This is a genomic window from Nitratireductor sp. B36 (assembly GCF_020833685.1).
In the GTDB taxonomy this organism is placed as follows: Bacteria; Pseudomonadota; Alphaproteobacteria; order Rhizobiales; family Rhizobiaceae; genus Nitratireductor.
Map to the genome: position 1 here is coordinate 204,772 of NZ_JACKZY010000002.1, position 19,671 is coordinate 224,442.

Below are 19,671 nucleotides of genomic sequence, written 5' to 3' on the forward strand. Positions count from 1 at the left end.
GTTTTCGCTTCTAGCGGGCAACCCGCCAGACTGCCGCTGCACCGAAGGCCGCCAGCGGGACAAAGCTGGCAAATACCCAGATCGCCACTGTTTGCATGGTCTCGGACGCGCCGCTCTCGGCGAAGCCGGCCATGTTGGCAACAATGCCGGCAAGCGCCGCGCCGAGCGCAAATGCGATCTGCTGCGTGGTCGGCATCGCGGAGGATGCGCTGTCGCGCTCGGTTTCGGAGGCGGCAGCGACCACGCGGCGGATCAGAAATCCCCACAACATGCCGAAGCCCGCGCCCTGAGCGATTGAGAGCAACACGACCGCCCACACTGGGCCGTCCGCCATTGCGGGACCGAGCAGAGTGACCGCCAGGAGGATCAGCAAGGCTCCGGTTTTCATCACCCGACGCTCTCCCATCTCATTCACCCCGGCGAAAACCACGGCCGTTGTGCTCCAGGCAACCGCTTCAGCCGCAATCACGTAGCCGGCTCCCAGTGCCGACAGGCCGTGGATGCGTTGCAGAAAGAATGGGCCATAAACCGTGAACGACATGGCTGCCGTACCAAGGGCAATATTGGCAATGAAGCCAGCGCCCACAGGCGTGCGGATATCGAAAGCGCGCGTCGGAAACATCTTGTCGCTCTTGCGACTCCCATCCCTTTTAAGAAAGAGAAGAAACAGCACCGCGCCCGCTATCACCAGCGGGAGAGAGATGGACGGCGTCACATAGATCCCCGCTGTCGCTACCGAGAGTACGGCAAGCGACAGGAGCGTGAGCCTCATCATCGGAAAACGCTGCGCGCTCGCCATGCCCGCTTTGGTCGGGCGCAGGAATACTGGAACGAGAACCGCAAGCAGCAACGCCTGGATCGCGAAGGTCCAGAAACCCCAGCGCCACAGGCCGACATCTGCGAAAAAGCCACCAATCATAGGGCCGCAGAAGGCGGAAGCGCCCCAGATCGCCGACATCAGCGCAATCAGGCGCGGCCACATGTCCTTGGGAAAAAGACGCTGGATCGCGACATAGGTCAGCGCCACCAGCAGGCCGCCGCCCACCCCCTGACCGAAGCGCCCCAGCAGCATCACAGGCATGTTGGGCGCAAGTGCGCTGATCATGCAGCCCATCGTGTAGACGAGTGCCGCGATCACAAAGGCCCGGCGCAGGCCCACCGCCGTGGCTGCGAGGGCTGCCGCCGCCGCCGAGATGATCGACCCCAGCAGATAGAGTGATAGCGTCCAGCTCACCAGTCGGTCGCCGCCGATCTCCGCGACCGCCGCAGGCATTGCCGTTGCCACAAGCAGTGTGTCGGCGGCGTGAAGCCAGATGCCGAGGCACAGCAGTGCAAACTGGCCCAATTGTCCGGTTTTCAGGATTGCCGCCCAGCCGGTGTTGCCGAGAGGGCCCTCGGTGCTTGTATCTGTCATAATGACCTCGGCTTTTCAGGTTCAGTCGGCTGAACGTTCTTCTATGCGGTAGGCGCAGCGCCTTGCGCCGGCCAGAATATGATCCGTCCTTTCGACCCGGGTCTCAGGGCCAAGAACGGTTTTGAAAACGTTGAGTTCGGAGCGGCAAAAGCCCTGGCAGGCCATCGCGGCGGCACAGATAGGGCAATGATTTTCAATCAGGAGATAGGCGCCGTCCTCGAGAGGCTCGATTTCGGCCATATAACCCTCCCGCGCGCGGATACGGGCCAGAGCAGCAACACGCTCGGCGAGATCCGAATGTTCCCGGACCGCATGTTTGTAGGAGGTCTGCATTGTCTGTTCACGCTCGCCGATCAGCCTGTCGAGCCCTTCCTCTCCAAACACCCGTCGGATCGAGTTGATCAGTTCGAGTGTCAGGTCCGAATGGCTGTCGGGGAAACGGCCATGCCCCTTCGCCGTCAGGCGCCACACCCGCTCGGGGCGTCCAGGTCCACGTACCTCTTCCTGAAACTGCACCAGTTCACCCTGTTCCAGGCGCGAAAGCTGTTTGCGCACGGCTACAGTTGAGATGCCGAGCTGATGCGCCAGACGCTGGGCTGTCATCGCCCCCTTTGTTTTGAGGGCAAAGAGCAAACGGTCGTCAGCACTTTCTGGTGCGTCTTCGCTCTGAACTGATGCAGCAGGTTTGGTCATGGCACTCTCCGATTGATATTAAATAACCAATTGGTTTCTTTATTGTCAATCGGCTTGTCACCATCCCCAATGCGTGGCATCCCTCCGTCCGTGGGGGCGCAGAACATGATTCTTCGCCGTGAACCAGATAGCTCGCTTGTCCAAATTTGATCGCCTGAGCGACAACGCTCTTCTCACCGACAATCAGCGCCATGCGCTTCTTCAGCGGCACGGATGTTTCGTGCTTGCCTATTCGGTCGCGCATCAGCCGGGAATGCGGTATTTCGGCAATGAGGATGGTGTCATCGCTTACCGGATGGTGGGACGAACAGCCTATGCGCTGGCTGACCCGCTTGCACCAAGAGAACTTTGGCCTGCCCTGCTAGACGCGTTTGTAGCGGTCAAGAACGACGTGACCTTTTGGCAGGTCTCCCGCCCGATGGCAGAGCTTCTTTCGTCCAAGGGGTTTTTCGTCAATGCGCTGGGTATAGAAAGCCTGATCGATCTAAAAACCTATAGTTTCACCGGGCCTTCCAGGCGCAGTTTCCGCACGGCCGCGAACCGTTTCACCCGCATGGGATGCCGCGTTGCGGAGGTTCCCGTGGCATCGCTGCAAGTGAAGCAAGTCGAGGATATCTCTCTCGGCTGGCGGCGCACCCGCACCACAAAACGCCGCGAGCTTTCCTTTCTCGTGCGCCCCATCCAGTTGCGTGATGAGCCCGATGTTCGAAAATTTTTCATACTGGATGGCGATAATCAGCCGCTCGCCTTTGCATTCTTTGATCCGTTGTATGAAGAAGGGAAGCTGATCGGATATCTTTCGGCAACACGCCGCTGGCTGCCGGATACCGATCCTCTGGCCGCTTACTTTCTCGTGCGCCATGCCGTGGAAACGTTTCAGGCTGAAGGCGTGCCGAAGCTTTATCTTGGTCTCATGCCGTTTCACAAGATCGAGGATCAGGAGTTCGAAAAGGACTGGCTGACCCGTCGTGCATTCCGATTCATCTACACCAATCCCCTTGCCCAGAAGCTGGTCTATCCCACGCAGTCGCTTGCAAGGCACAAGGAGAGCTATGGAGGGGAAGCGCGCGAGACCTGGTGCGCGATGAACACGAAGCCCTCCCTGCCGCGCCTCCTCAAGCTTGTTCGGGCGTGCGGAATCGTCTGAGCCCACGCCTCTTCTGTCAAGCGTTACCCGAAAGCCGACCTTGGCTTTGTCCGCCAAACATTGACAATCCACCTTATGCACCGCAGAAACGAGACGCTTGCCGCCGGCGCTCTGACCGCGTGTCCCAGCCATTCAGGGGGTGTTTCCGCCCTTTGCGAGCCATTTTTTGAGAGCGCCAATCGCCATTTCAAAAACGGAAGCGCAGAGAGTATCCCTCATGTTCAAACGCTTTGTTATCAACCCACCGGTCTTTTTCGGTGCGGTATCCATCATCGCCGTGTTTCTTTTGATCGGTATCGTTTTTCCCGGCCGGGCAGGGGAGATGTTCTCCGCTTTGCAGAGCAACATTTTGGCGAGCTTCGGTTGGCTCTATCTCCTCTCCGTCGGTATTTTCCTGGCTGCAGTGCTTCTGTTTTCGTTCGGACAGTTCGGTAGACTGAAACTCGGTCCAGACGATTCTGAACCAGAGTTCAAATATCATTCCTGGGTTGCCATGCTTTTTGCGGCTGGCATGGGCATCGGCCTGATGTTCTATGCGGTTGGTGAGCCCATGACCCATTTTCTGGCGCCGCCCACAGCAGAGCCGGGAAGCATCGCCGCCATGCGAGAAGCCATGACGGTCACCTTTTTCCACTGGGGTATCCATGCCTGGGCCATCTATGCGGTGGTGGGGCTTTCGCTTGCCTATTTTGGCTATCGCTACAATCTTCCGCTCACCATCCGTTCCGGCCTCTATCCGCTGTTGAAGGACAGGATCAACGGCCCCATCGGCCATGCGGTGGATATCTTCGCCATTGTCGGGACCATGTTCGGCATCGCCACATCGCTTGGGCTGGGCGTCACCCAGATCAACGCAGGTCTCAATTATCTGATCGGATTGCCCATTGCGCCTTGGGTGCAGCTGCCACTTATCGCGGTCATCACCGCGTTTGCCACAATCTCGGTGGTTACCGGGCTGGACAAGGGGGTCCGCATCCTGTCGGAGACGAACCTGGTCGTGGCGGTCCTTTTGATGATCTTCGTGCTTGTGGTCGGGCCGACAGCAGATCTCTTTCGCGATTTCGTGCAGAACATCGGGCTTTATCTCGACACGCTCGTTCTGCGCACCTTCAACATCTATGCCTATGAGCCGACGCCGTGGGTTGATGGCTGGACCTTGTTCTACTGGGCGTGGTGGATATCCTGGTCGCCTTTCGTGGGCATGTTCATCGCGCGCATCTCACGCGGCCGCACAGTGCGTGAATTCGTGACGGCCGTCCTTTTTATTCCGGCAGGGTTTACCTTCTTCTGGATGACCGTCTTCGGCAACACGGCAATCTTCGTGGATACGGGCATTGCAGCGGGGGAACTGGGTGCGGAAGTGGCGAAGGATGTTTCCGTCGGTCTTTTCCAGTTTTTTACCTATCTGCCGTTGACGGGACTGACATCGACGCTGGCCGTGGCGCTTGTCGCGATCTTCTTTGTCACCTCGTCCGATTCCGGTTCGCTCGTCATCGATACCATCGCAGCAGGTGGTGAAACGGAAACCACCACCCTTCAGCGGGTCTTCTGGTGTGCGCTTGAAGGCCTGGTTGCCGCATCTCTGCTGCTCGCCGGTGGATTGGGCGCGCTGCAATCTGCCACCATCGCCAGCGCATTGCCCTTCACGTTTGTGATGCTCGCCCTGGTCTGGGCGCTCTATGTGGGCATGCGGGCCGATCTGGCGCAGCGCGAAGCGCATGCCGCCGTGCCGCAGGTTGCTCCCGCTTATCCGGCTTCCGGGCTGACCTGGCAGCGCAGGCTTGGATTGATGCTCCATGCGCCAAGCGAAAAGGAGATCCTTTCCTTCATTCAGAAGGAGGTGAAACCCGCCCTCGAACAAGTGGCCAGGGAGCTCACCGAGCGAGGCCGTGAGGCGTTTGTGGAGGAAGAGGAGAGTGGCGCCATTGCCTTGACCTCGCCAGCCGAAGACATGCGAAACTTCGTTTACGGTGTCGCGCCAGCCTCTCAGAAACTGCCGGCCTTTTCTGCCTTCGATGCGGCAAGATCCGGCCTGCGCTACGAAGCCCGGACCGAGTTCTCGAGCGGTAGCAAGGGGTATGACATCATGGGAATGACGCGCGACCAGATCATCCATGATGTGCTGATTCAGTATGAGCGTTATTTGCTGTTGGTTCAGTCGACAGCCTCAGAGCTCGTCTCTGCTGCACCGGAACATGACGTTCAGGCGCAAAAGGAGGACTAAAAACCTCCCTGGGGCCGGATTGCAGTCGCCTCCGGCCTCATTCGCCGTCCAGGCCTGAGCGGTAGTTCGATCAGCGCGCGCGTATGGCCATGATCGACTTGTTCAGGAAGGCGAACTTCTCGAAAATGATGTTTCCGTCGTCGAAGAGCTCATGCATCTGTGCCGCTGAAATCAGCGTGTTGTGCCTGACCAGCGAGCATGCTTCTCCGCGATCCGGCGTGCGGGGGAAAAAGCCCAGTTGGAACCGCTGAACGAGTGAGACCTTCATGGTTTTGGGCAGGTACTGAAACCCGGGCAGGCGAAAATGCGGCTCGAAAGGAAACCAGTAATTCGGGGTCTGGACGAAGTAACGGCTGGACAGTCTTTTGCTGTTTTCGGCAAACCGCTGCATTCTGTCCCAGCTTCCCATGTGCTCAACCACGGAATTGGAGTGGACAAGGTCGAATCCTTCTCCCTGCAGGAGCTTCGGGTCCGCCGCGTCGCCGGCAATAGCTTCAAATATGTTCGTGTCTTCCACCTCTTCCGCTTCCAGATTGAGAAGCGTGATCTTGAGCTTGTTACGGTGGTGGTTGAGAAAGTCTGCGCCAATCTGCCAGTATTCTTCTGTGCCGCCGAGATCGAGAATGTTGATCTTTTGCTTCTCGTCCAGGGCGTCTTCGATAAGCGGGCGGATATGTTGAAATCGCCTTGCTCTGAAGTTGAACTCTAGGCTTTCGGGATCGCGGTAGGGGTTCTTCCGTTCTTCCTTTTGAAGTGATGGGCTGGAACTGAGCGTCATGGAGAACTCTTGGAGGAACGGTAATGCCCTCCAGAATCTGAAAGGCCGCAAGTATTATTAACGTGAATAACTGCGGAATACAGGTCGAGCAATTGTTGGCCGTCCGGTAACGTTAACGTCTGGCCCGAAACCGGCTTCCTGAAGCCAGCGCCCATGAGCGAGCCACTCTTTATTCATCCCGCCCACGGTCCGGCATCGCCAGTGTCAGCCAGTGTGCTGTAAGTGCTGGCTTCAGTGAATTCTCGATTTCGACGGAAACGTCGTAATTCACCTCGGCGATACCCGAGGGACGTAATTTAATCGCGGCGAGCACGAAACGCGCGCGAATGCGGGCACCGCATCGCACCGGTGCCAGAAAGCGGATACGCTCGAAACCGAAATTCACACCCATCGCCGAGCCTTCAAGACGCGGCACTGCCTCGAACACCATTGTCGAAAGGAGGGACAGGGAGAGAAAGCCGTGAGCGATCGTGCCGCCATAAGGTGTTTCCCGCGCGGCACGCTCGGGGTCGGTGTGGATGAACTGGTGATCATCGGTCGCTGCGGCGAACTGATCGATCATTTCCTGGGTGACGACACGCCAGTTGGACAGGCCGACTTCCTGTCCCACCAGTTTCTCGGCTTCCTCAATGCTGATTGTCCCGGTACTCAACGGGGCACTCCGTGGCTGTTGAAGGGGTCGCGCGGGCTCCATTCGCCCCCGCGCGCCGCGCACAGATACAGTTTTGTACGGCGATTGTCACCCGCTTCAGCCCCAATGTTCAGGAGAGCTTGCCACCGAGGCGCGACGCGTGGTGAAGCTCGCGCTCAAGCCTTTCTTCTTCTTCCACTTTCGGAGTGATGAAACGGCCAAGCAGCAGATAAGCCACCGGGGTCAGGAAAAGGGTGGACAATGTGGAAAGGCCAAGGCCACCCACGATCACCCAGCCAAGCGCGACACGCGCTTCCGCGCCGGCGCCGCTTGCAAGCACCAACGGTACCCCGCCGACGATCGTGCAGATCATTGTCATGGCAACCGGGCGCAGTCGGATGAGCGATGCCTCTTCAACGGCCTGGCGGACACCCATGCCCCGATCTCTGAGCTGGTTGGCGAACTCGACGATGAGAATGCCGTTCTTGGCCATAATGCCAACCAACAACACGAGGCCGATCTGGCTGTAAACATTGAGGCTGGTGCCCGTCAGCAACATGGCGAACACAGCGCAGGCAAGCCCGAGCGGCACCGTTGCCATGATGATGATCGCGCTGGTGAAGCTCTCGAATTGGGCAGCGAGTACAAGGAGAATGATGACCAGCGCAAAGCCGAAAATGATCAACATGGAATTGGCGGTTTCGCCAAGCGCAGCCGCCTCGCCGAGCGGCACGAGGCGCATGCCGGGCTCGAGGAAAGGTTCGGCAATTGTCTGCGCCCTTTCATAAGCTTCGCCCAGCGCCACATTGCCGAGTGCTGCATTGACCCCCACCGAGCGCAGTTGATCCTCGCGCGACAGGGATGGCGGAACGGCCTGTTCCTTGAGCGTTGCAATGACGGACAACGGCACGAAGCGGCCATCGCCTGCCTTGATGTAGATATTTTCCAGGTCGGTCGGATCGTTCACCGGGTTCGTGGTCGAGACCAGTTTCACGTCCACGCTTCGGTCATCGATGAAGACCGAGCCGATCTTGCGGCCATCGAGCATTGCCTGGATGGTGTTGCCAAGGCCATCAATATCGATCCCCAGATCAAAGGCGCGTTCACGGTCGATGGCGATCGAAAGCTGTGGTTGTGTCGTGTCATCGGAAAGGCGCGCCTGGCGGAAACTCGGATCCTCATCCATCGCTGCGACGATCTTCTCCGCGGCTTCCGTCAACTTGGCGTAGTTGTTGCCGGCTATCGCGAAACTCAGGCCGTTGCCCGCGCCGCGAATGCCGAGGCTGTTGGGTTGGAAAACAAAGGCACGCACACCGGGCTCATCGCGCACACGGGCAGAGATATCGGCAACGATCTCCTGCTGGCTGCGCTCGCGGTTTTCCCAGTCGGCCAGCCGCAATACAAGAAAGCCGCTGTTGGAGGAGCCGCGTCCGGCGATGGAAAATGTGCTGACCACTTCGCCGCTTTCGCGCAGTGGTTCTATCAGGGCCTCGATACGACGCATCCGTTCGGCAAAGTAGTCAAGGCTGACGCCCTGCGGTGCTGACACGCGCATGAAGGCGATCGAACGGTCCTCGCTCGGCGTGATCTCGGATTTGATGAAACCGAAGGCTCCATAGGAAGCGGCAGCGAAAAGCACCGAAATCACCACCACCACGGCCGGCGCGTTCAGGCAGGCTTGCAGGCAGCGCCGATAAAGGGTCGACAGGACACGCCCGGTACCTGAACCGCTGCCTTGCTTTTCCTCCCCTTCGGGGTGTGAGGCCAGCATGCGAGAAGCAAGCATCGGACACAGCGACAGAGCCACGATGGAGGAGAGGAACACGGCCATCGCGAGCACGAAACCGAATTCCTTGAAAAGACCGCCTGCCTGCCCGGGCAGGAAGGAAATGGGAACGAAGACCGCTATAAGCGTGGCCGTCGTTGCCAGAACCGCGAAGAAAACCTCCTGCGTGCCGAGCACGGCGGCAGCGCGCGCGCCCATGCCTTCATTGCGCCGGCGCACGATATTCTCCAAAACCACGATGGCATCATCCACCACAAGACCTGTCGCCAGAACCAGAGCCAGCAGGGTCAAGATGTTGATGGAAAAGCCGGTCAGATAAATGGTTGCCAGCGTGCCGATCAGCGCAACCGGGATGGCGAGACCTGGTATGATCGTCGCGCGAACGTCGCGCAGGAAGATGAAAATGACCAGAAGCACCACGGTCACGGAAATCAACAGCGCAATCTCGACTTCGTGTATGGCGCCGTTGATAAAGGTCGCATCGTCACTGGTCACCTCGATGTCGACCCCTTCGGGCAGGATCGCGCGCACTTCTTCCACCGCTTTGCGGACGCCGGTAGAGATCTCGAGCGTGTTCGATTGGGCCTGGCGCACGATGCCCAGTCCGATGCCGGTGCGGCCATTGGCGCGCAACTGGCTTTCCCCGAGATCGCCACCTAACGTTACAGTCGCAACCTCTCCCAGCCGGACATTGTCCTTCAGATAGATCGCCTCGAACTCTTCCGGCGTCGAGATGGCGGCAGTGGCACGCACCGTCAGGTCCTGCGTCGTGTTGCTGAGCGAGCCGGCCGGTGTATCGAACGCGACAGTGCCAAGAGCCTTCGAAACATCGGCCACTGTCAGCCCCATACTGGAGAGCTTCGTCTGGTCGATGTCGACGCGGAAGATTTCCGTCCGATCACCATAAACCTGAACGTCTGCAACTCCGGGCACAGCCGAAAACGCATCAACGACCTCATCCTCCACCAGGGTGGTGAGTTGCTGCACCGGCATGCTTGCGGAGGTCAGCGCAATCCGCATGACCGCTTGCGCGTCGTTGTCGGATTTGATGATGCGCGGCGCTTCGGCATCATCGGGAAGACTGTTCTGGATGCGGCTCACCGCATCGCGCAGATCGGAAGCGGCTGTATCCAGGTTGACGTTATCGCTGAACTCCACTGTCACGCGGCTGCGGCCATAGGAGGAGTCTGAAGAAATCGCCACCACGCCGGAAACGCGAGCGGCCGCACCTTCGATCATGGCCGTCACTTCGCGGTCCATCGTTTCTGCGGCCGCGCCGGAGAAATTGGTGGAGACGGTGATAACCGGGCGATCGACATCCGGCAGTTCCCGAACTTCGATGCCGAAGAGCGCCGCAAGGCCGGCCACCGCGATCAGCGTGTTGAAGACAAAGGCAAGAACCGGGCGCCGGACAAACAGGGCGGTGATGCCGGTTTGGGCGTTCTGAAGCGTTTCCTTCACGACGCGGATCCTCCCGCATTGGCCTGTCTGGCGCCGGCACTGGCCGGCTTGCCGGCTGTTTCAATGGGAGTGCCTTCGCGCACATTGTGAATGCCCTGGGTGACGACGAGCGCGTTCTCGCCAAACTCTGCGTCAACAAGCACACTGTCGGCGTTGCGCTGAACGATTCGAACGGGCTTCTGGCGCGCCATACCGTCTTCAACTGCCCAAACGAATGGCCCGTCAGAGCTCCACTGAATGGCCAGCGGATCAATGGCCGGGTAGGTTTCGCCGGGAAAGCGCATGGAGATGGTGAAGGCCATGCCGGCGCGCAGGCGGTCATCGGGGTTGTCAATCCGTCCCTCGATGCGCAGCGTCCGGCTTTCCGGGTCGATCCGATTGTCGATCGCGCTTATTTCGCCTTCATGAACCGAAGACGCGCGTGCGACCGAAATGGCGGTCAGCGGCGATCCGATATCGATCAGGCCCGCATAGCGTTCGGGAATCCAGAAATCCACCAGGATTTGCGACCGGTCGTCTATGCTGGCGATTTCCGTGCTGTTGGTGACATAGCTGCCTGCGGAAATCGGGAGAATGCCGACCGTGCCGTCAATCGGCGCGGTGATGGATCGGCGTTCAAGGGCAAGTTCCGCTTCGCGTTTGGCCAGCTCCGCATTGCGCAGAGCAAGCTCGGCCTCGTTCTGTTGCACCACGCTCACCGTGTTGGAGGTGCGTAGCGCCTTGATGCGCTCGAGCGTCGCGCGGGCATCCTCCAGTGCGATGACGGCGCGATCAAGTGCGATCTCTTCGGCATCTGAATCGAGTTTGGCGATCAGATCGCCGGCCTTCACCTCCGCTCCCGAGGAGACCGCGATTTCGACCAGCGTGCCAGCGGTGAGCGGATTGACGACCACCGAGCGCCGCGCCCTGCCGGTGCCGATCGCGGTGAGCCGGTCGTTGATCGTCGCATGTGTGATCGGTGTTGTCACCACCGGGCCCGGCGCACCGCCCCCGCCACGGCCTCCACGCTGCGGGCCGCGCTCTGCTGCGGCCTGTTGCGATCCAGATTGGGGTGAGACAAGCCCCGAGCGGGCCAGAACATCCTGTGCGCCGGGGTAGTAAAGGAACCAGACGAATGCTGCGACGATAAGAATGATGAGGCAGGCAACTGCCTGTTTCCAGAAAGACATGCACGCTCCGGCAATTCGGTTTTGGCAATGGAGGCGGCACTGATCAGCCGGTATACCGGTCGCTTCGAGCCTTGCCCTTTATGCCAGCTTCCGGGCGGCTTTTCATCTGTTCTAGTATTAAATTATCGTAAGGCTACGGGAAGCAAACGGCGTTGCTTCCCGGGTTGATGTTGAATGCATCGCCGCTGCCGGCTGTCAGGTCACCTTCGCGCGTCGGCGATATTCTTCCCGGTCCCACAGTTTTTCGCGCATCACACGTTCGAGTGTTTCCGCAGCAGCCAGGATGTCGGTGTGTCGCAAGTAGAGCGGGGTCATGCCGAAGCGCAGAATATCGGGAGCCCGAAAATCGCCAATAACGCCGTTGGCAATCAGCGCCTGCATGATCGCATATCCTTCAGGGTGCCTGAAGGACACCTGGCTGCCCCGCATCGCGTGATCGCGAGGGGTCACAAGCTTCAGTTCAGGGCAGCGGCGTTCGACCTCTAAAATAAAGCGGTCGCACAGTTCCTGCGATTTCTGACGCACCAGTGTCATGTCGACACCGTCGAATGCATCGAGTGCAATGTTGAGTGCGGAGAGGGAGAGGATCGGAGGCGTGCCCACCTTCATGCGGTCAATCCCCGCAGCCGGGGTATAATCCGTTGTGAAGGCAAACGGGGCGTTATGCCCCATCCATCCCGACAGCGCGGGGGTGACGCTCGTCAAGTGCCGTTCGGCGACATAAAGAAAGGCGGGCGCGCCGGGGCCCCCATTCAGATATTTATAGCCGCAGCCAACGGCAAAATCCGCCCCGGCGGAATCCAGATGAACCGGGAAGGCGCCGGCGCTGTGGCACAGATCCCAGATCGCCATCGCGCCTTTTTCATGAATGTGCCGGGTCATGGCCGCCATGTCGTAACGCTCACCGGTACGATAATCGACTTCCGTCAGAAGCACCGCAGCCACGCTTTCGTCCAGGGCGTCAATCATCGTCTCGGCCGTGGCGAGCTTCAACTCGTAGCCCTGCCCGAGGAGACGCGTGAGGCCGTCGGCGACGTAGAGATCGGTCGGAAAATTGTTCCGGTCGGATAGAATAACGCGCCGGGAGGGGCGCAGGGAGAGGGCGGCAGAAAGCACCTTGAAGACGTTGATCGATGTGGAATCGCCAACCGCGATGCAGCTTGCACTCGTCCCGACCAGGGCGGCTAACTTCCCCGCTACCTGAGAAGGGAGGTCGATCCAGCCAGCGTCGTTCCACCCGCGCACCAGACGTTCGCCCCACTGATGTTCAATGATTTCGCTCATGCGATAATTGAGATCAGCCGGCAGCACACCGAGACTGTTGCCGTCCAGGTAGATGACGCCGTCTGGAAGACTGAATCGGGAGCGATAGTCTTTCAACGGGTCCTTGCGGTCACTCTCCCGGGCACTTGCCATCATCGCGATATCCTGATTTTGTTCGGCTGTGCTCATTTGATCAAAATCCTGTTGGCCCGGCAGATTATATATAATATGATTGATTATATGAAATCTGAGACCGAGACAATGCCGAAGCGTGACCTGCAGGAGCCTGAAGACGCGCTTTCCGCCCTAAAGCGGGACATTGTGGATGGAGTTCTGGCGCCCGGGGAGCCGTTGCGCCTGATGACGCTGTCGAAGCGCTACGGGATCGGATACACGCCTCTGCGGGAAGCGCTACCGCGTCTGGAAGAGGCTGGACTTGCGGTTCTCAGCCCCAATCGCGGTTACCGTGTTGCGTCCGTTTCCGTCGCGGAACTGGAGGATCTTGAGCAGGCGCGAGCGGTGGTGGAGACGGCGCTTCTCAAGGACTCAATAGCCCATGGCGATCTGGATTGGGAAAGCGCCATCGTGGCGTGTCATCACCAATTGTCTCGTGCGTCGACCTCGCTGCGCCGCGGCAGCTCCACGGCTTTTACGGTATGGATGGACGCGCATGACGCCTTCCATCAGTCACTTCTTTCGGCCGGCAGATCAGGCTGGTTGAGATCCTTTCAGCGTCAGATCTCCGAGCAGTTGAGGCGCCATCATCAGGCTCTTCTGTTTTTGCCGGATGATGACACGGGGAACCCTGTCGAACACGACGCAGCGACTATGGCGCTCCTTGAGGAAGCGCTGTCTATTTCCAATCACACGCGGTTGATGGATGCCGTGCTTGCCCGCGATGCGGAGCTCGCTGCTAGCCTGCTGCGCGAGCACGTCCAGTTCACGCTGGCAGTCTATCAATCGGTAGCGAAACAATCGGTGGGGGATGGCCCGGCCAGGGCGTGAAGCCAGTCGAGCACGAGAACCGGGAAAGGGGTGCCTGACCCGTGTCTCGGTCAAACAGGATCAACCGGCCATCCGTGGGGATGCGGGGAGTGCCGCGGGAGGATTAAAAACATGCCGGGTTTCGTCGATACATTCCTTAATGCCGAGGTTTTTATCCGTATCTTTCCGATGCTCTTGAAGGGGGTTTGGAATACGATCCTGCTTGCCCTCACAACGATTACGCTCGGAGGGCTCGCGGGGGTGCTCATCTGCCTGGCGAGGCTTTATGGGCCGCGTCCATTGCGCCTTCTCGCTGTTTTGCACGTGGATGTGTTTCGGGCGCTGCCGATTCTCGTTGTCCTCGTACTGATTTATTATGCCTTGCCCTTTGTCGGCATCCGCCTCAACGCGTTCACATCCGCAACCTTGGCGCTCGGACTGGTCTTTTCTGCGTTCACCGCGGAGGTCTTCCGCGCTGGCATCCAGTCGATTCCCGAGGGGCAAACCGAGGCGGCGAAGGCTCTCGGCATGCCGTTCTGGGCGATCATCTACAAAATCATCCTGCCACAGGCATTTCGCGTGGCGATCCCGCCGCACACGAGCAATTCCGTGGCAATTGCCAAGGATACGTCGCTGGCTTCCGTGGTAGCCATGCCCGATCTTCTCAAGCAGGCGACCGATGCCCAGGCGCTGACGGCCAATCCCACACCGCTAATCGCCGCCGCGGTCATGTATCTGATCGTGCTTTGGCCAGCGGTGCGTCTGGTGTCGTATCTGGAAGAGCGTTTTCGCACCGTGAGGCGCTGAGCCGACCGGTTTCCTCCCGGCTCTCGCGGCGCCCACCGGCCGGCTCGGTCGGGCCCGGCAAAAGGCAGGTCGCAAAACACCGAACGCCACCGATCCTGCAGACGAACGCAGCAGATGTAGCGCACCAACACAATGTATTAACTTGAAAGAGGGTTCGGATGGTGGGCGTGACTGGGATTGAACCAGTGACCCCTACGATGTCAACGTAGTGCTCTCCCGCTGAGCTACACGCCCATCCGACGCCGCGCATAGATCATAAAATTGCGGCAGGCGTCAATAGGTAGTTTGGGGATTTTACCGCAATTTCGACACCCGTCTCGAATGCCGCATCTCCCCGCTACGAAACGCCTCTCAGGCTGCCTGCAAAAGCTTTTCCACCTCATTCACGAGATCGCGCAGGTGGAAGGGTTTGGAAAGGACTTTTGCATCCTGCGGAGCGTTCGAGTCGGGGTTCAGCGCGACAGCGGCGAAACCCGTGATGAACATCACCTTGAGGTCTGGGTCGATTTCCGTCGCGCGCCGTGCCAGCTCGATGCCGTCCATTTCCGGCATCACGATGTCCGTCAAAAGGAGAGAAAAGGGCTCTTCACGCAGCCTGTCATAGGCGCCGGCGCCATTGTCGAAGTCCACCACTTCGTAGCCTGCTCGTTCAAGCGCCTTCACGAGAAAGCGCCGCATATCGTTATCATCTTCCGCCAGGAGAATCCGTGCCATTGTGCCGTCCGAATCGTGCGAGAGCGGTCGTCCCGCCAACCGCTTATGTGTTACCAGCTATATGATTCTCGCATGGTAAATATCAAGTGAATCCTTATGGGCCAGTCTGTGGAGCGGCTGGACAGGCGGGGGCGCCGGTGGCAGGCTTCGGAAGAATACAGCGTTGCGGAGGCGCAAAACACGAATGAATGCTGCAGCGGATTTCGGCACGGTGCCCGCCTTCGAGGTGTATGCTCCAGCGTCGCAGGAGGTGCCCTTTGTTTTCAACTCGCCACACAGTGGACGCCATTATCCGCAACGTTTTCTTCAGATGAGCAAGCTCGACGCCAGGGTGATCCGGCGGTCGGAAGACTGTTATGTGGATGAACTTTTTTCCGGTGTTGTCGCCTGTGGCGCCCCTTTCCTGAAAGCCAACTTCCCGCGGGCCTATCTCGATGTGAATCGTGAGCCCTGGGAGCTTGATCCACGCATGTTTTGCGAGCCGGTGCCGCCCTATGCCAATATCCGCTCGCCACGGGTGGCGGGCGGGCTTGGTACAGTGCCCAAATTGGTGGGGGAGGGGCTCGATATCTATCAGGGGCGGTTGCCGCTGGTTGAGGCGGTTTCACGAATAGAATCGATCTACCAGCCTTATCATGAATGCCTCAAACGCCTTCTCATCGACACGCATTGCGCGTTCGGGCATGGCATTCTCATTGATTGTCATTCCATGCCCGCCGGGGTGCGGTCTGGTGACGGCGGTCTGCGGCCGGATTTCATCATCGGCGACCGTTTCGGCGTGTCGGCTGCCCCTGTTCTCACGGAGTGGGTGATCGGGCTTTTAACCGCGCGCGGTTACTGCGTGGTGCACAACAAGCCCTATGCGGGCGGTTTCATTACAGAGCATTACGGGCGTCCCGCGCAGGGGCTTCACGCCTTGCAGATCGAGATCAATCGAAGCCTCTATATGGATGAGCGCACGCTGGAGAAGACGGCAGGCTTTCACGCGCTTAGAGAGGATTTAACAGATTTCGCCCGCGAGCTGATGCTCACCGCCAGCCAGCACTTCAGCGCTTTTCCCCTGGCCGCCGAATGATCCACGATTTTGCGGCAGTGCAGCATATGCTGTTGCCGATCTGCGGAAAAAGACACAAAAAAAGACCGCATCGTTTTGGCGACGCGGCCTAAAGTCTAGGGAGGAAACGCCCAAAAAGGGCATTCGGCAGATAAACTGCCTGATTGGAAGTTTATGTTGCATTGCAGCATTGTCAAGCGTTAACCGTTCCTGAACCGTTGCAAACGGTCGCATTCACAGCGAAAATCGGCTCCCGACCATTCGCCCGCCAGAAAATCCAGTATCCAGGAGTTTTCCATGACCGTCTCGCCGGCTCTGATGCGCCGCATTGCCGAAGCTGCCGCACAACAGACCCTGCCGCGCTTTCGTCAGCCTGTGCTGATCGACAATAAGGTGGATGGTGGTTTCGATCCGGTCACGGAGGCCGATCGGGAGGCAGAGAAAGCCATTCGCGCGCTGATCGGTGAGGCCTATCCCGATCATGGCATACTGGGTGAGGAATTTGGCCTTGAGGGCGAGGCGAGCGATCACCGCTGGATCATCGATCCGATTGACGGCACACGCGCGTTCATCTCGGGCTTGCCGCTTTGGGGAACACTGGTGGGGCTAACGGTGTCGGGCCGGGCGGTTGCGGGCATGATGTCCCAGCCATTTACGGGTGAGCTGTTCTATGCGGTGGGTGAGGGCAGCCACTATGAGGGCCCCGGCGGTGCGCGCCGGTTGAAGACCCGCGACACGACCGAACTTTGCGATGCCACGCTGTGCACCACCACGCCTGCGCTCTTTGATGCTCTGCGTCGCGCGGCTTACGACCGGGTGGAAGAAGCGGTCTGTCTCGCCCGCTATGGCACCGATTGCTATGCCTACGCCATGCTGGCTGCGGGGCAGGTCGATCTTGTCATCGAGTCTGGCCTGCAGCCTTACGACATTGTCGCGCTGGTTCCGATCATCGAACAGGCAGGTGGGGTGATCACGAGCTGGGCAGGGGGGCGACCTGAAAGCGGTGGCGACATCATTGCTGCGGCAACCCGCGAGCTCCACGAAAAAGCGATGGCGCTGCTGCGCTGATCCAGTTCAGTGGTCGATGTCGTCCGCGCCTTCCACAAAGGCAAAGAAAGCTGCAAGCGCCTGCTCGCGAAAGCGATCAGCCTCCTGAAGCAATTCGTGCCGCGCTCCGTCGATCGTCAACAGGGATCCGCTGCGCAGGTGCTGCACATAGGCTTCAATCGCCCTGTTGGAAACGACCCGGTCGCCGCCTGCTGCCAGTGTCAGCGAGGGGATGTGCAGCCGTGCCATGAACTCCGGCTCCGTCACCTGTTCCACCGCGCGGAACATCGCCCGCGTCCAGGCCACTGTCGGGCCATTTATGGCCAGCCCCGGCCAGGCCGTCACAGTCGCGCGGTTGCGGTTGAAGCGTTTCGGGTCGGAACTCAGCGCCGCGGGTGAAAAATCCGGGGTCTTGAGCCGGTTTCGACGGCCCGGCATGTACATTTTGCCCAAGCCGATCGCATAGAGAAACCGGGCGAGACGCCTGACCCACACCGTTGTCGAAGAAGACGCCGCAAGGCCGAGCAGGGGCGCACAGAGCACCATGCGGCGCACGCGATTGGCAAGGCTGGGGGACGCAAGAAGGGCGATCAGCACACCGGTCGAATGCGCAAGGATGTAGTAGGGGCCCCGGCAATCGGGCAGAACAACCTGCTCAAACAGCGCGTCCAGGTCGCGGACATAATCGCCAAAGCTCTCCACATAGCCGCGATTGGCATTCGCCAGAAGCCTTTCAGAGCCACCCTGCCCACGCCAGTCGAGGATTGCCGTCCCATAACCCCGTTGCGCAAGATCATCGACCGTTTCGAAATATTTTTCGATGTATTCGTTGCGGCCGGGAAGCAGCACCACTGTGCCGCGTTTCGTCTCGCCCCGGCCCGGCACGCGGGCATACCGGATCGAGATCCCGTCGCTTGTCCGCAACAGACCTGCCTTAATCCCCTCTGGTGCGGGATTTTCAGGAACCACAATCAGCAGGTCATCCATGCGGAAACATTGGCCTCAAGAGCGAAGATGAGGGGCGGAAGAAGATGATTTTCCTATGGATTGATAGAGCCGGGTCGGCTGAAAGGCAAGAAATGGAAAGGTTTGGGGAAATGAATGCCGGAAGCGACGTCATGCCGCTTCCGGCGTTCCGCACCGGTGGAAGGGACGTTACATCCGGTGCTTCCCCGATGGCAGCGCGAGGCCAACCATCAGGTTCGCCAACCCTACCGTGATCAAGCTGAACGATTCCCGAGTGCACTGTTCATCGGCTGTTCATGTGCCTGGGACACGCTCTTGAACCGGATTTTTGATGTCCCCATATTATCTCTGCGGCCGCCAGGATGGGGCCGTTGGCCACTCAGAAACGCCCAAAGCGGGTTTCGGAACAGGGCCATAACGCAATGTTGCTCAACAGGAGAACAGACCATGCGTCACGTTGATTTTTCACCTCTCTATCGTTCCACCGTCGGGTTCGACCGGCTCTTCTCGATGCTCGATACGCTCGGGCAACCGGATAACGGCCAGACCTATCCGCCCTACAATATCGAGCGCACGGGTGAGGACGCCTACCGCATCTCCATGGCGGTCGCCGGGTTCGGCGAAGAAGATATTTCCATTGAGGCCCACCGCAATGTGCTCACCGTCAAGGGTGAGAAGAGCACCGAACAGAAGGATGAGGGCGAGCTGCTTTACCGCGGCATTGCCTCGCGCAGCTTCGAGCGCCGCTTCCAGCTTGCCGATCATGTCGAGGTGACTGGGGCCAATTTGGAGAACGGCCTGCTTCACATCGAGCTTACGCGCAACATCCCCGAGGAGATGAAGCCGCGCCGCATCCCCATCGCTTCGGTGAAGGATGCGAAGGAGATCGAGGCGAAGGCCCACTAAGGCGAATAATGCCTTGAAGACCTGACGGCGGCGCCCTTGTGGCGCCGCTTTTGGTTCAGGTGTTTGCAATCGCGCGGCGGCGCGAAAGAAGCGCGTCGAGCGAGATCAACCCCGCGCCTTTGACCCCGAGATAGAGAAGCAGGAAAACCCAGAGCGTGCGCTGGTCCCAGATCAGTCCGTCCGAAAAGCGATCGAACCAGGCGCCTGCCGTCTGGGAGCCGACCTTGTGAACGGCGATGTCGACATAGGACTGTACGAGCACAAAACCGATCATGCCGAGCGCGGCGAGACGGGTGAAAAGCCCCACCACGATCAGCAATGGCAACACAAACTCCGAATACGTCCCCAGCCACACGATGATCCCCCACGGGATGAACGATACGGCGGAAACGTTGCCGCCCGCCGCCTCCACTGCCGGCAGCGCGATCTGGTAATAGGCGCCGTCAGCGACGTGAAAGAAACCGAAAAAGCCGTCTCCGACTTTCGTACGTGCCGAGTTCAGGAAGTAGAAATAGAGAACGGCGAAGAAGGAGAAGCGGGCGGTGAGGCCCAGGAACCATCCGTCAAGCAGGCGCTCGACGGTCGAGAATACACGCGCATGCAGCGCCTCGATTGTCTGAAACACGG

17 protein-coding genes and 1 tRNA gene are annotated in these 19,671 nt (G+C 59.3%); 7 read left to right on the forward strand and 11 right to left on the reverse strand.

All coding sequences use genetic code 11. The features are described from left to right. Window positions 1–10 precede the first annotated feature (10 nt). Both H7H48_RS07540 and H7H48_RS07545 read right to left on the reverse strand, forming a co-directional pair. On the reverse strand, window positions 11–1,414 hold the full coding sequence (locus tag H7H48_RS07540) for an MFS transporter (protein ID WP_229448393.1): 1,404 nt from the start codon (window positions 1,412–1,414) through the stop codon (window positions 11–13). 21 nt (window positions 1,415–1,435) lie between these two features. Next, window positions 1,436–2,107, reverse strand: a complete 672-nt coding sequence (locus H7H48_RS07545; protein ID WP_229448394.1) for a metalloregulator ArsR/SmtB family transcription factor — start codon at window positions 2,105–2,107, stop codon at window positions 1,436–1,438. 136 nt (window positions 2,108–2,243) lie between these two features. On the opposite strand from H7H48_RS07545, the gene H7H48_RS07550 reads away from it, so the two are divergent. Together H7H48_RS07550 and H7H48_RS07555 are read left to right on the forward strand one after the other, a co-directional pair. Continuing rightward, complete coding sequence (locus tag H7H48_RS07550; RefSeq protein WP_229448395.1) at window positions 2,244–3,254, forward strand: DUF2156 domain-containing protein; 1,011 nt, start codon at window positions 2,244–2,246, stop codon at window positions 3,252–3,254. Window positions 3,255–3,471: 217 nt separating this feature from the next. Then, window positions 3,472–5,478 carry a BCCT family transporter gene (locus H7H48_RS07555; RefSeq protein ID WP_229448396.1) on the forward strand — a complete coding sequence of 669 codons (2,007 nt, stop codon included), beginning with the start codon at window positions 3,472–3,474 and terminating at the stop codon, window positions 5,476–5,478. 70 nt (window positions 5,479–5,548) lie between these two features. On the opposite strand, the gene H7H48_RS07560 is transcribed toward H7H48_RS07555, so the two are convergent. From H7H48_RS07560 to kynU, 5 genes are all read right to left on the reverse strand, one after another. Continuing rightward, complete coding sequence (locus tag H7H48_RS07560) at window positions 5,549–6,256, reverse strand: SAM-dependent methyltransferase (protein WP_229448397.1); 708 nt, start codon at window positions 6,254–6,256, stop codon at window positions 5,549–5,551. A gap of 169 nt (window positions 6,257–6,425) precedes the next feature. Next, a complete protein-coding gene (locus H7H48_RS07565) occupies window positions 6,426–6,908 on the reverse strand; it encodes a MaoC family dehydratase (RefSeq protein WP_229448398.1) in 483 nt (160 codons plus the stop codon). A gap of 109 nt (window positions 6,909–7,017) precedes the next feature. Then, the gene (locus H7H48_RS07570; protein WP_229448399.1) at window positions 7,018–10,134 is read right to left on the reverse strand and encodes an efflux RND transporter permease subunit; all 3,117 of its coding nucleotides are present in this window, start codon (window positions 10,132–10,134) and stop codon (window positions 7,018–7,020) included. Further along, on the reverse strand, window positions 10,131–11,303 hold the full coding sequence (locus H7H48_RS07575; protein WP_229448400.1) for an efflux RND transporter periplasmic adaptor subunit: 1,173 nt from the start codon (window positions 11,301–11,303) through the stop codon (window positions 10,131–10,133). The genes H7H48_RS07570 and H7H48_RS07575 overlap by 4 nt, the downstream gene beginning before the upstream one ends. Before the next feature lie 195 nt (window positions 11,304–11,498). Beyond that, on the reverse strand, window positions 11,499–12,722 hold the full coding sequence (kynU, locus tag H7H48_RS07580; protein WP_229449209.1) for a kynureninase: 1,224 nt from the start codon (window positions 12,720–12,722) through the stop codon (window positions 11,499–11,501). Between the two features lie 84 nt (window positions 12,723–12,806). Between kynU and H7H48_RS07585 the strand changes: the two genes are divergently transcribed. Both H7H48_RS07585 and H7H48_RS07590 read left to right on the forward strand, forming a co-directional pair. Next, window positions 12,807–13,571 carry a GntR family transcriptional regulator gene (locus H7H48_RS07585; RefSeq protein WP_229448401.1) on the forward strand — a complete coding sequence of 255 codons (765 nt, stop codon included), beginning with the start codon at window positions 12,807–12,809 and terminating at the stop codon, window positions 13,569–13,571. Window positions 13,572–13,682: 111 nt separating this feature from the next. Further along, entirely contained in the window at window positions 13,683–14,357 is a 675-nt protein-coding gene (locus H7H48_RS07590; protein WP_229448402.1) for an amino acid ABC transporter permease, read from the forward strand. A 159-nt stretch (window positions 14,358–14,516) separates the two neighbouring features. Here the strand turns inward: H7H48_RS07590 and H7H48_RS07595 are convergent. After that, window positions 14,517–14,591: transfer RNA gene (locus tag H7H48_RS07595), tRNA-Val, on the reverse strand. 117 nt (window positions 14,592–14,708) lie between these two features. Next, window positions 14,709–15,071 carry a cell cycle two-component system response regulator CpdR gene (cpdR, locus tag H7H48_RS07600; protein ID WP_007008549.1) on the reverse strand — a complete coding sequence of 121 codons (363 nt, stop codon included), beginning with the start codon at window positions 15,069–15,071 and terminating at the stop codon, window positions 14,709–14,711. A 184-nt stretch (window positions 15,072–15,255) separates the two neighbouring features. On the opposite strand from cpdR, the gene H7H48_RS07605 reads away from it, so the two are divergent. Both H7H48_RS07605 and hisN read left to right on the forward strand, forming a co-directional pair. Beyond that, a complete protein-coding gene (locus H7H48_RS07605) occupies window positions 15,256–16,146 on the forward strand; it encodes an N-formylglutamate amidohydrolase (protein WP_229448403.1) in 891 nt (296 codons plus the stop codon). A gap of 276 nt (window positions 16,147–16,422) precedes the next feature. Next, the gene (gene hisN / locus H7H48_RS07610) at window positions 16,423–17,193 is read left to right on the forward strand and encodes a histidinol-phosphatase (protein ID WP_229448404.1); all 771 of its coding nucleotides are present in this window, start codon (window positions 16,423–16,425) and stop codon (window positions 17,191–17,193) included. A 6-nt stretch (window positions 17,194–17,199) separates the two neighbouring features. On the opposite strand, the gene H7H48_RS07615 is transcribed toward hisN, so the two are convergent. Beyond that, the gene (locus H7H48_RS07615; protein WP_229448405.1) at window positions 17,200–18,159 is read right to left on the reverse strand and encodes an alpha/beta fold hydrolase; all 960 of its coding nucleotides are present in this window, start codon (window positions 18,157–18,159) and stop codon (window positions 17,200–17,202) included. 426 nt (window positions 18,160–18,585) lie between these two features. Here H7H48_RS07615 and H7H48_RS07620 point away from each other — a divergent pair, with 426 nt between their 5' ends. Next, window positions 18,586–19,044 carry an Hsp20 family protein gene (locus tag H7H48_RS07620; protein WP_229448406.1) on the forward strand — a complete coding sequence of 153 codons (459 nt, stop codon included), beginning with the start codon at window positions 18,586–18,588 and terminating at the stop codon, window positions 19,042–19,044. Between the two features lie 55 nt (window positions 19,045–19,099). Here the strand turns inward: H7H48_RS07620 and H7H48_RS07625 are convergent, their stop codons facing one another. Further along, complete coding sequence (locus H7H48_RS07625) at window positions 19,100–19,669, reverse strand: DoxX family protein (RefSeq protein WP_229448407.1); 570 nt, start codon at window positions 19,667–19,669, stop codon at window positions 19,100–19,102. Window positions 19,670–19,671: the final 2 nt, after the last annotated feature.

What these genes read in the sequence shown, in the direction of transcription:
- H7H48_RS07555 (WP_229448396.1), top strand. Translation starts at nt 3,472, where the DNA reads ATGTTCAAACGCTTTGTTATCAACCCACCGGTCTTTTTCGGTGCGGTA.
- H7H48_RS07540 (WP_229448393.1), bottom strand. Translation starts at nt 1,414, where the DNA reads ATGACAGATACAAGCACCGAGGGCCCTCTCGGCAACACCGGCTGGGCG.
- H7H48_RS07585 (WP_229448401.1), top strand. Translation starts at nt 12,807, where the DNA reads ATGAAATCTGAGACCGAGACAATGCCGAAGCGTGACCTGCAGGAGCCT.
- kynU (WP_229449209.1), bottom strand. Translation starts at nt 12,722, where the DNA reads ATGATGGCAAGTGCCCGGGAGAGTGACCGCAAGGACCCGTTGAAAGAC.
- hisN (WP_229448404.1), top strand. Translation starts at nt 16,423, where the DNA reads ATGACCGTCTCGCCGGCTCTGATGCGCCGCATTGCCGAAGCTGCCGCA.
- H7H48_RS07615 (WP_229448405.1), bottom strand. Translation starts at nt 18,159, where the DNA reads ATGGATGACCTGCTGATTGTGGTTCCTGAAAATCCCGCACCAGAGGGG.
- H7H48_RS07605 (WP_229448403.1), top strand. Translation starts at nt 15,256, where the DNA reads ATGAATGCTGCAGCGGATTTCGGCACGGTGCCCGCCTTCGAGGTGTAT.
- cpdR (WP_007008549.1), bottom strand. Translation starts at nt 15,071, where the DNA reads ATGGCACGGATTCTCCTGGCGGAAGATGATAACGATATGCGGCGCTTT.
- H7H48_RS07575 (WP_229448400.1), bottom strand. Translation starts at nt 11,303, where the DNA reads ATGTCTTTCTGGAAACAGGCAGTTGCCTGCCTCATCATTCTTATCGTC.
- H7H48_RS07590 (WP_229448402.1), top strand. Translation starts at nt 13,683, where the DNA reads ATGCCGGGTTTCGTCGATACATTCCTTAATGCCGAGGTTTTTATCCGT.
- H7H48_RS07560 (WP_229448397.1), bottom strand. Translation starts at nt 6,256, where the DNA reads ATGACGCTCAGTTCCAGCCCATCACTTCAAAAGGAAGAACGGAAGAAC.
- H7H48_RS07620 (WP_229448406.1), top strand. Translation starts at nt 18,586, where the DNA reads ATGCGTCACGTTGATTTTTCACCTCTCTATCGTTCCACCGTCGGGTTC.
- H7H48_RS07545 (WP_229448394.1), bottom strand. Translation starts at nt 2,107, where the DNA reads ATGACCAAACCTGCTGCATCAGTTCAGAGCGAAGACGCACCAGAAAGT.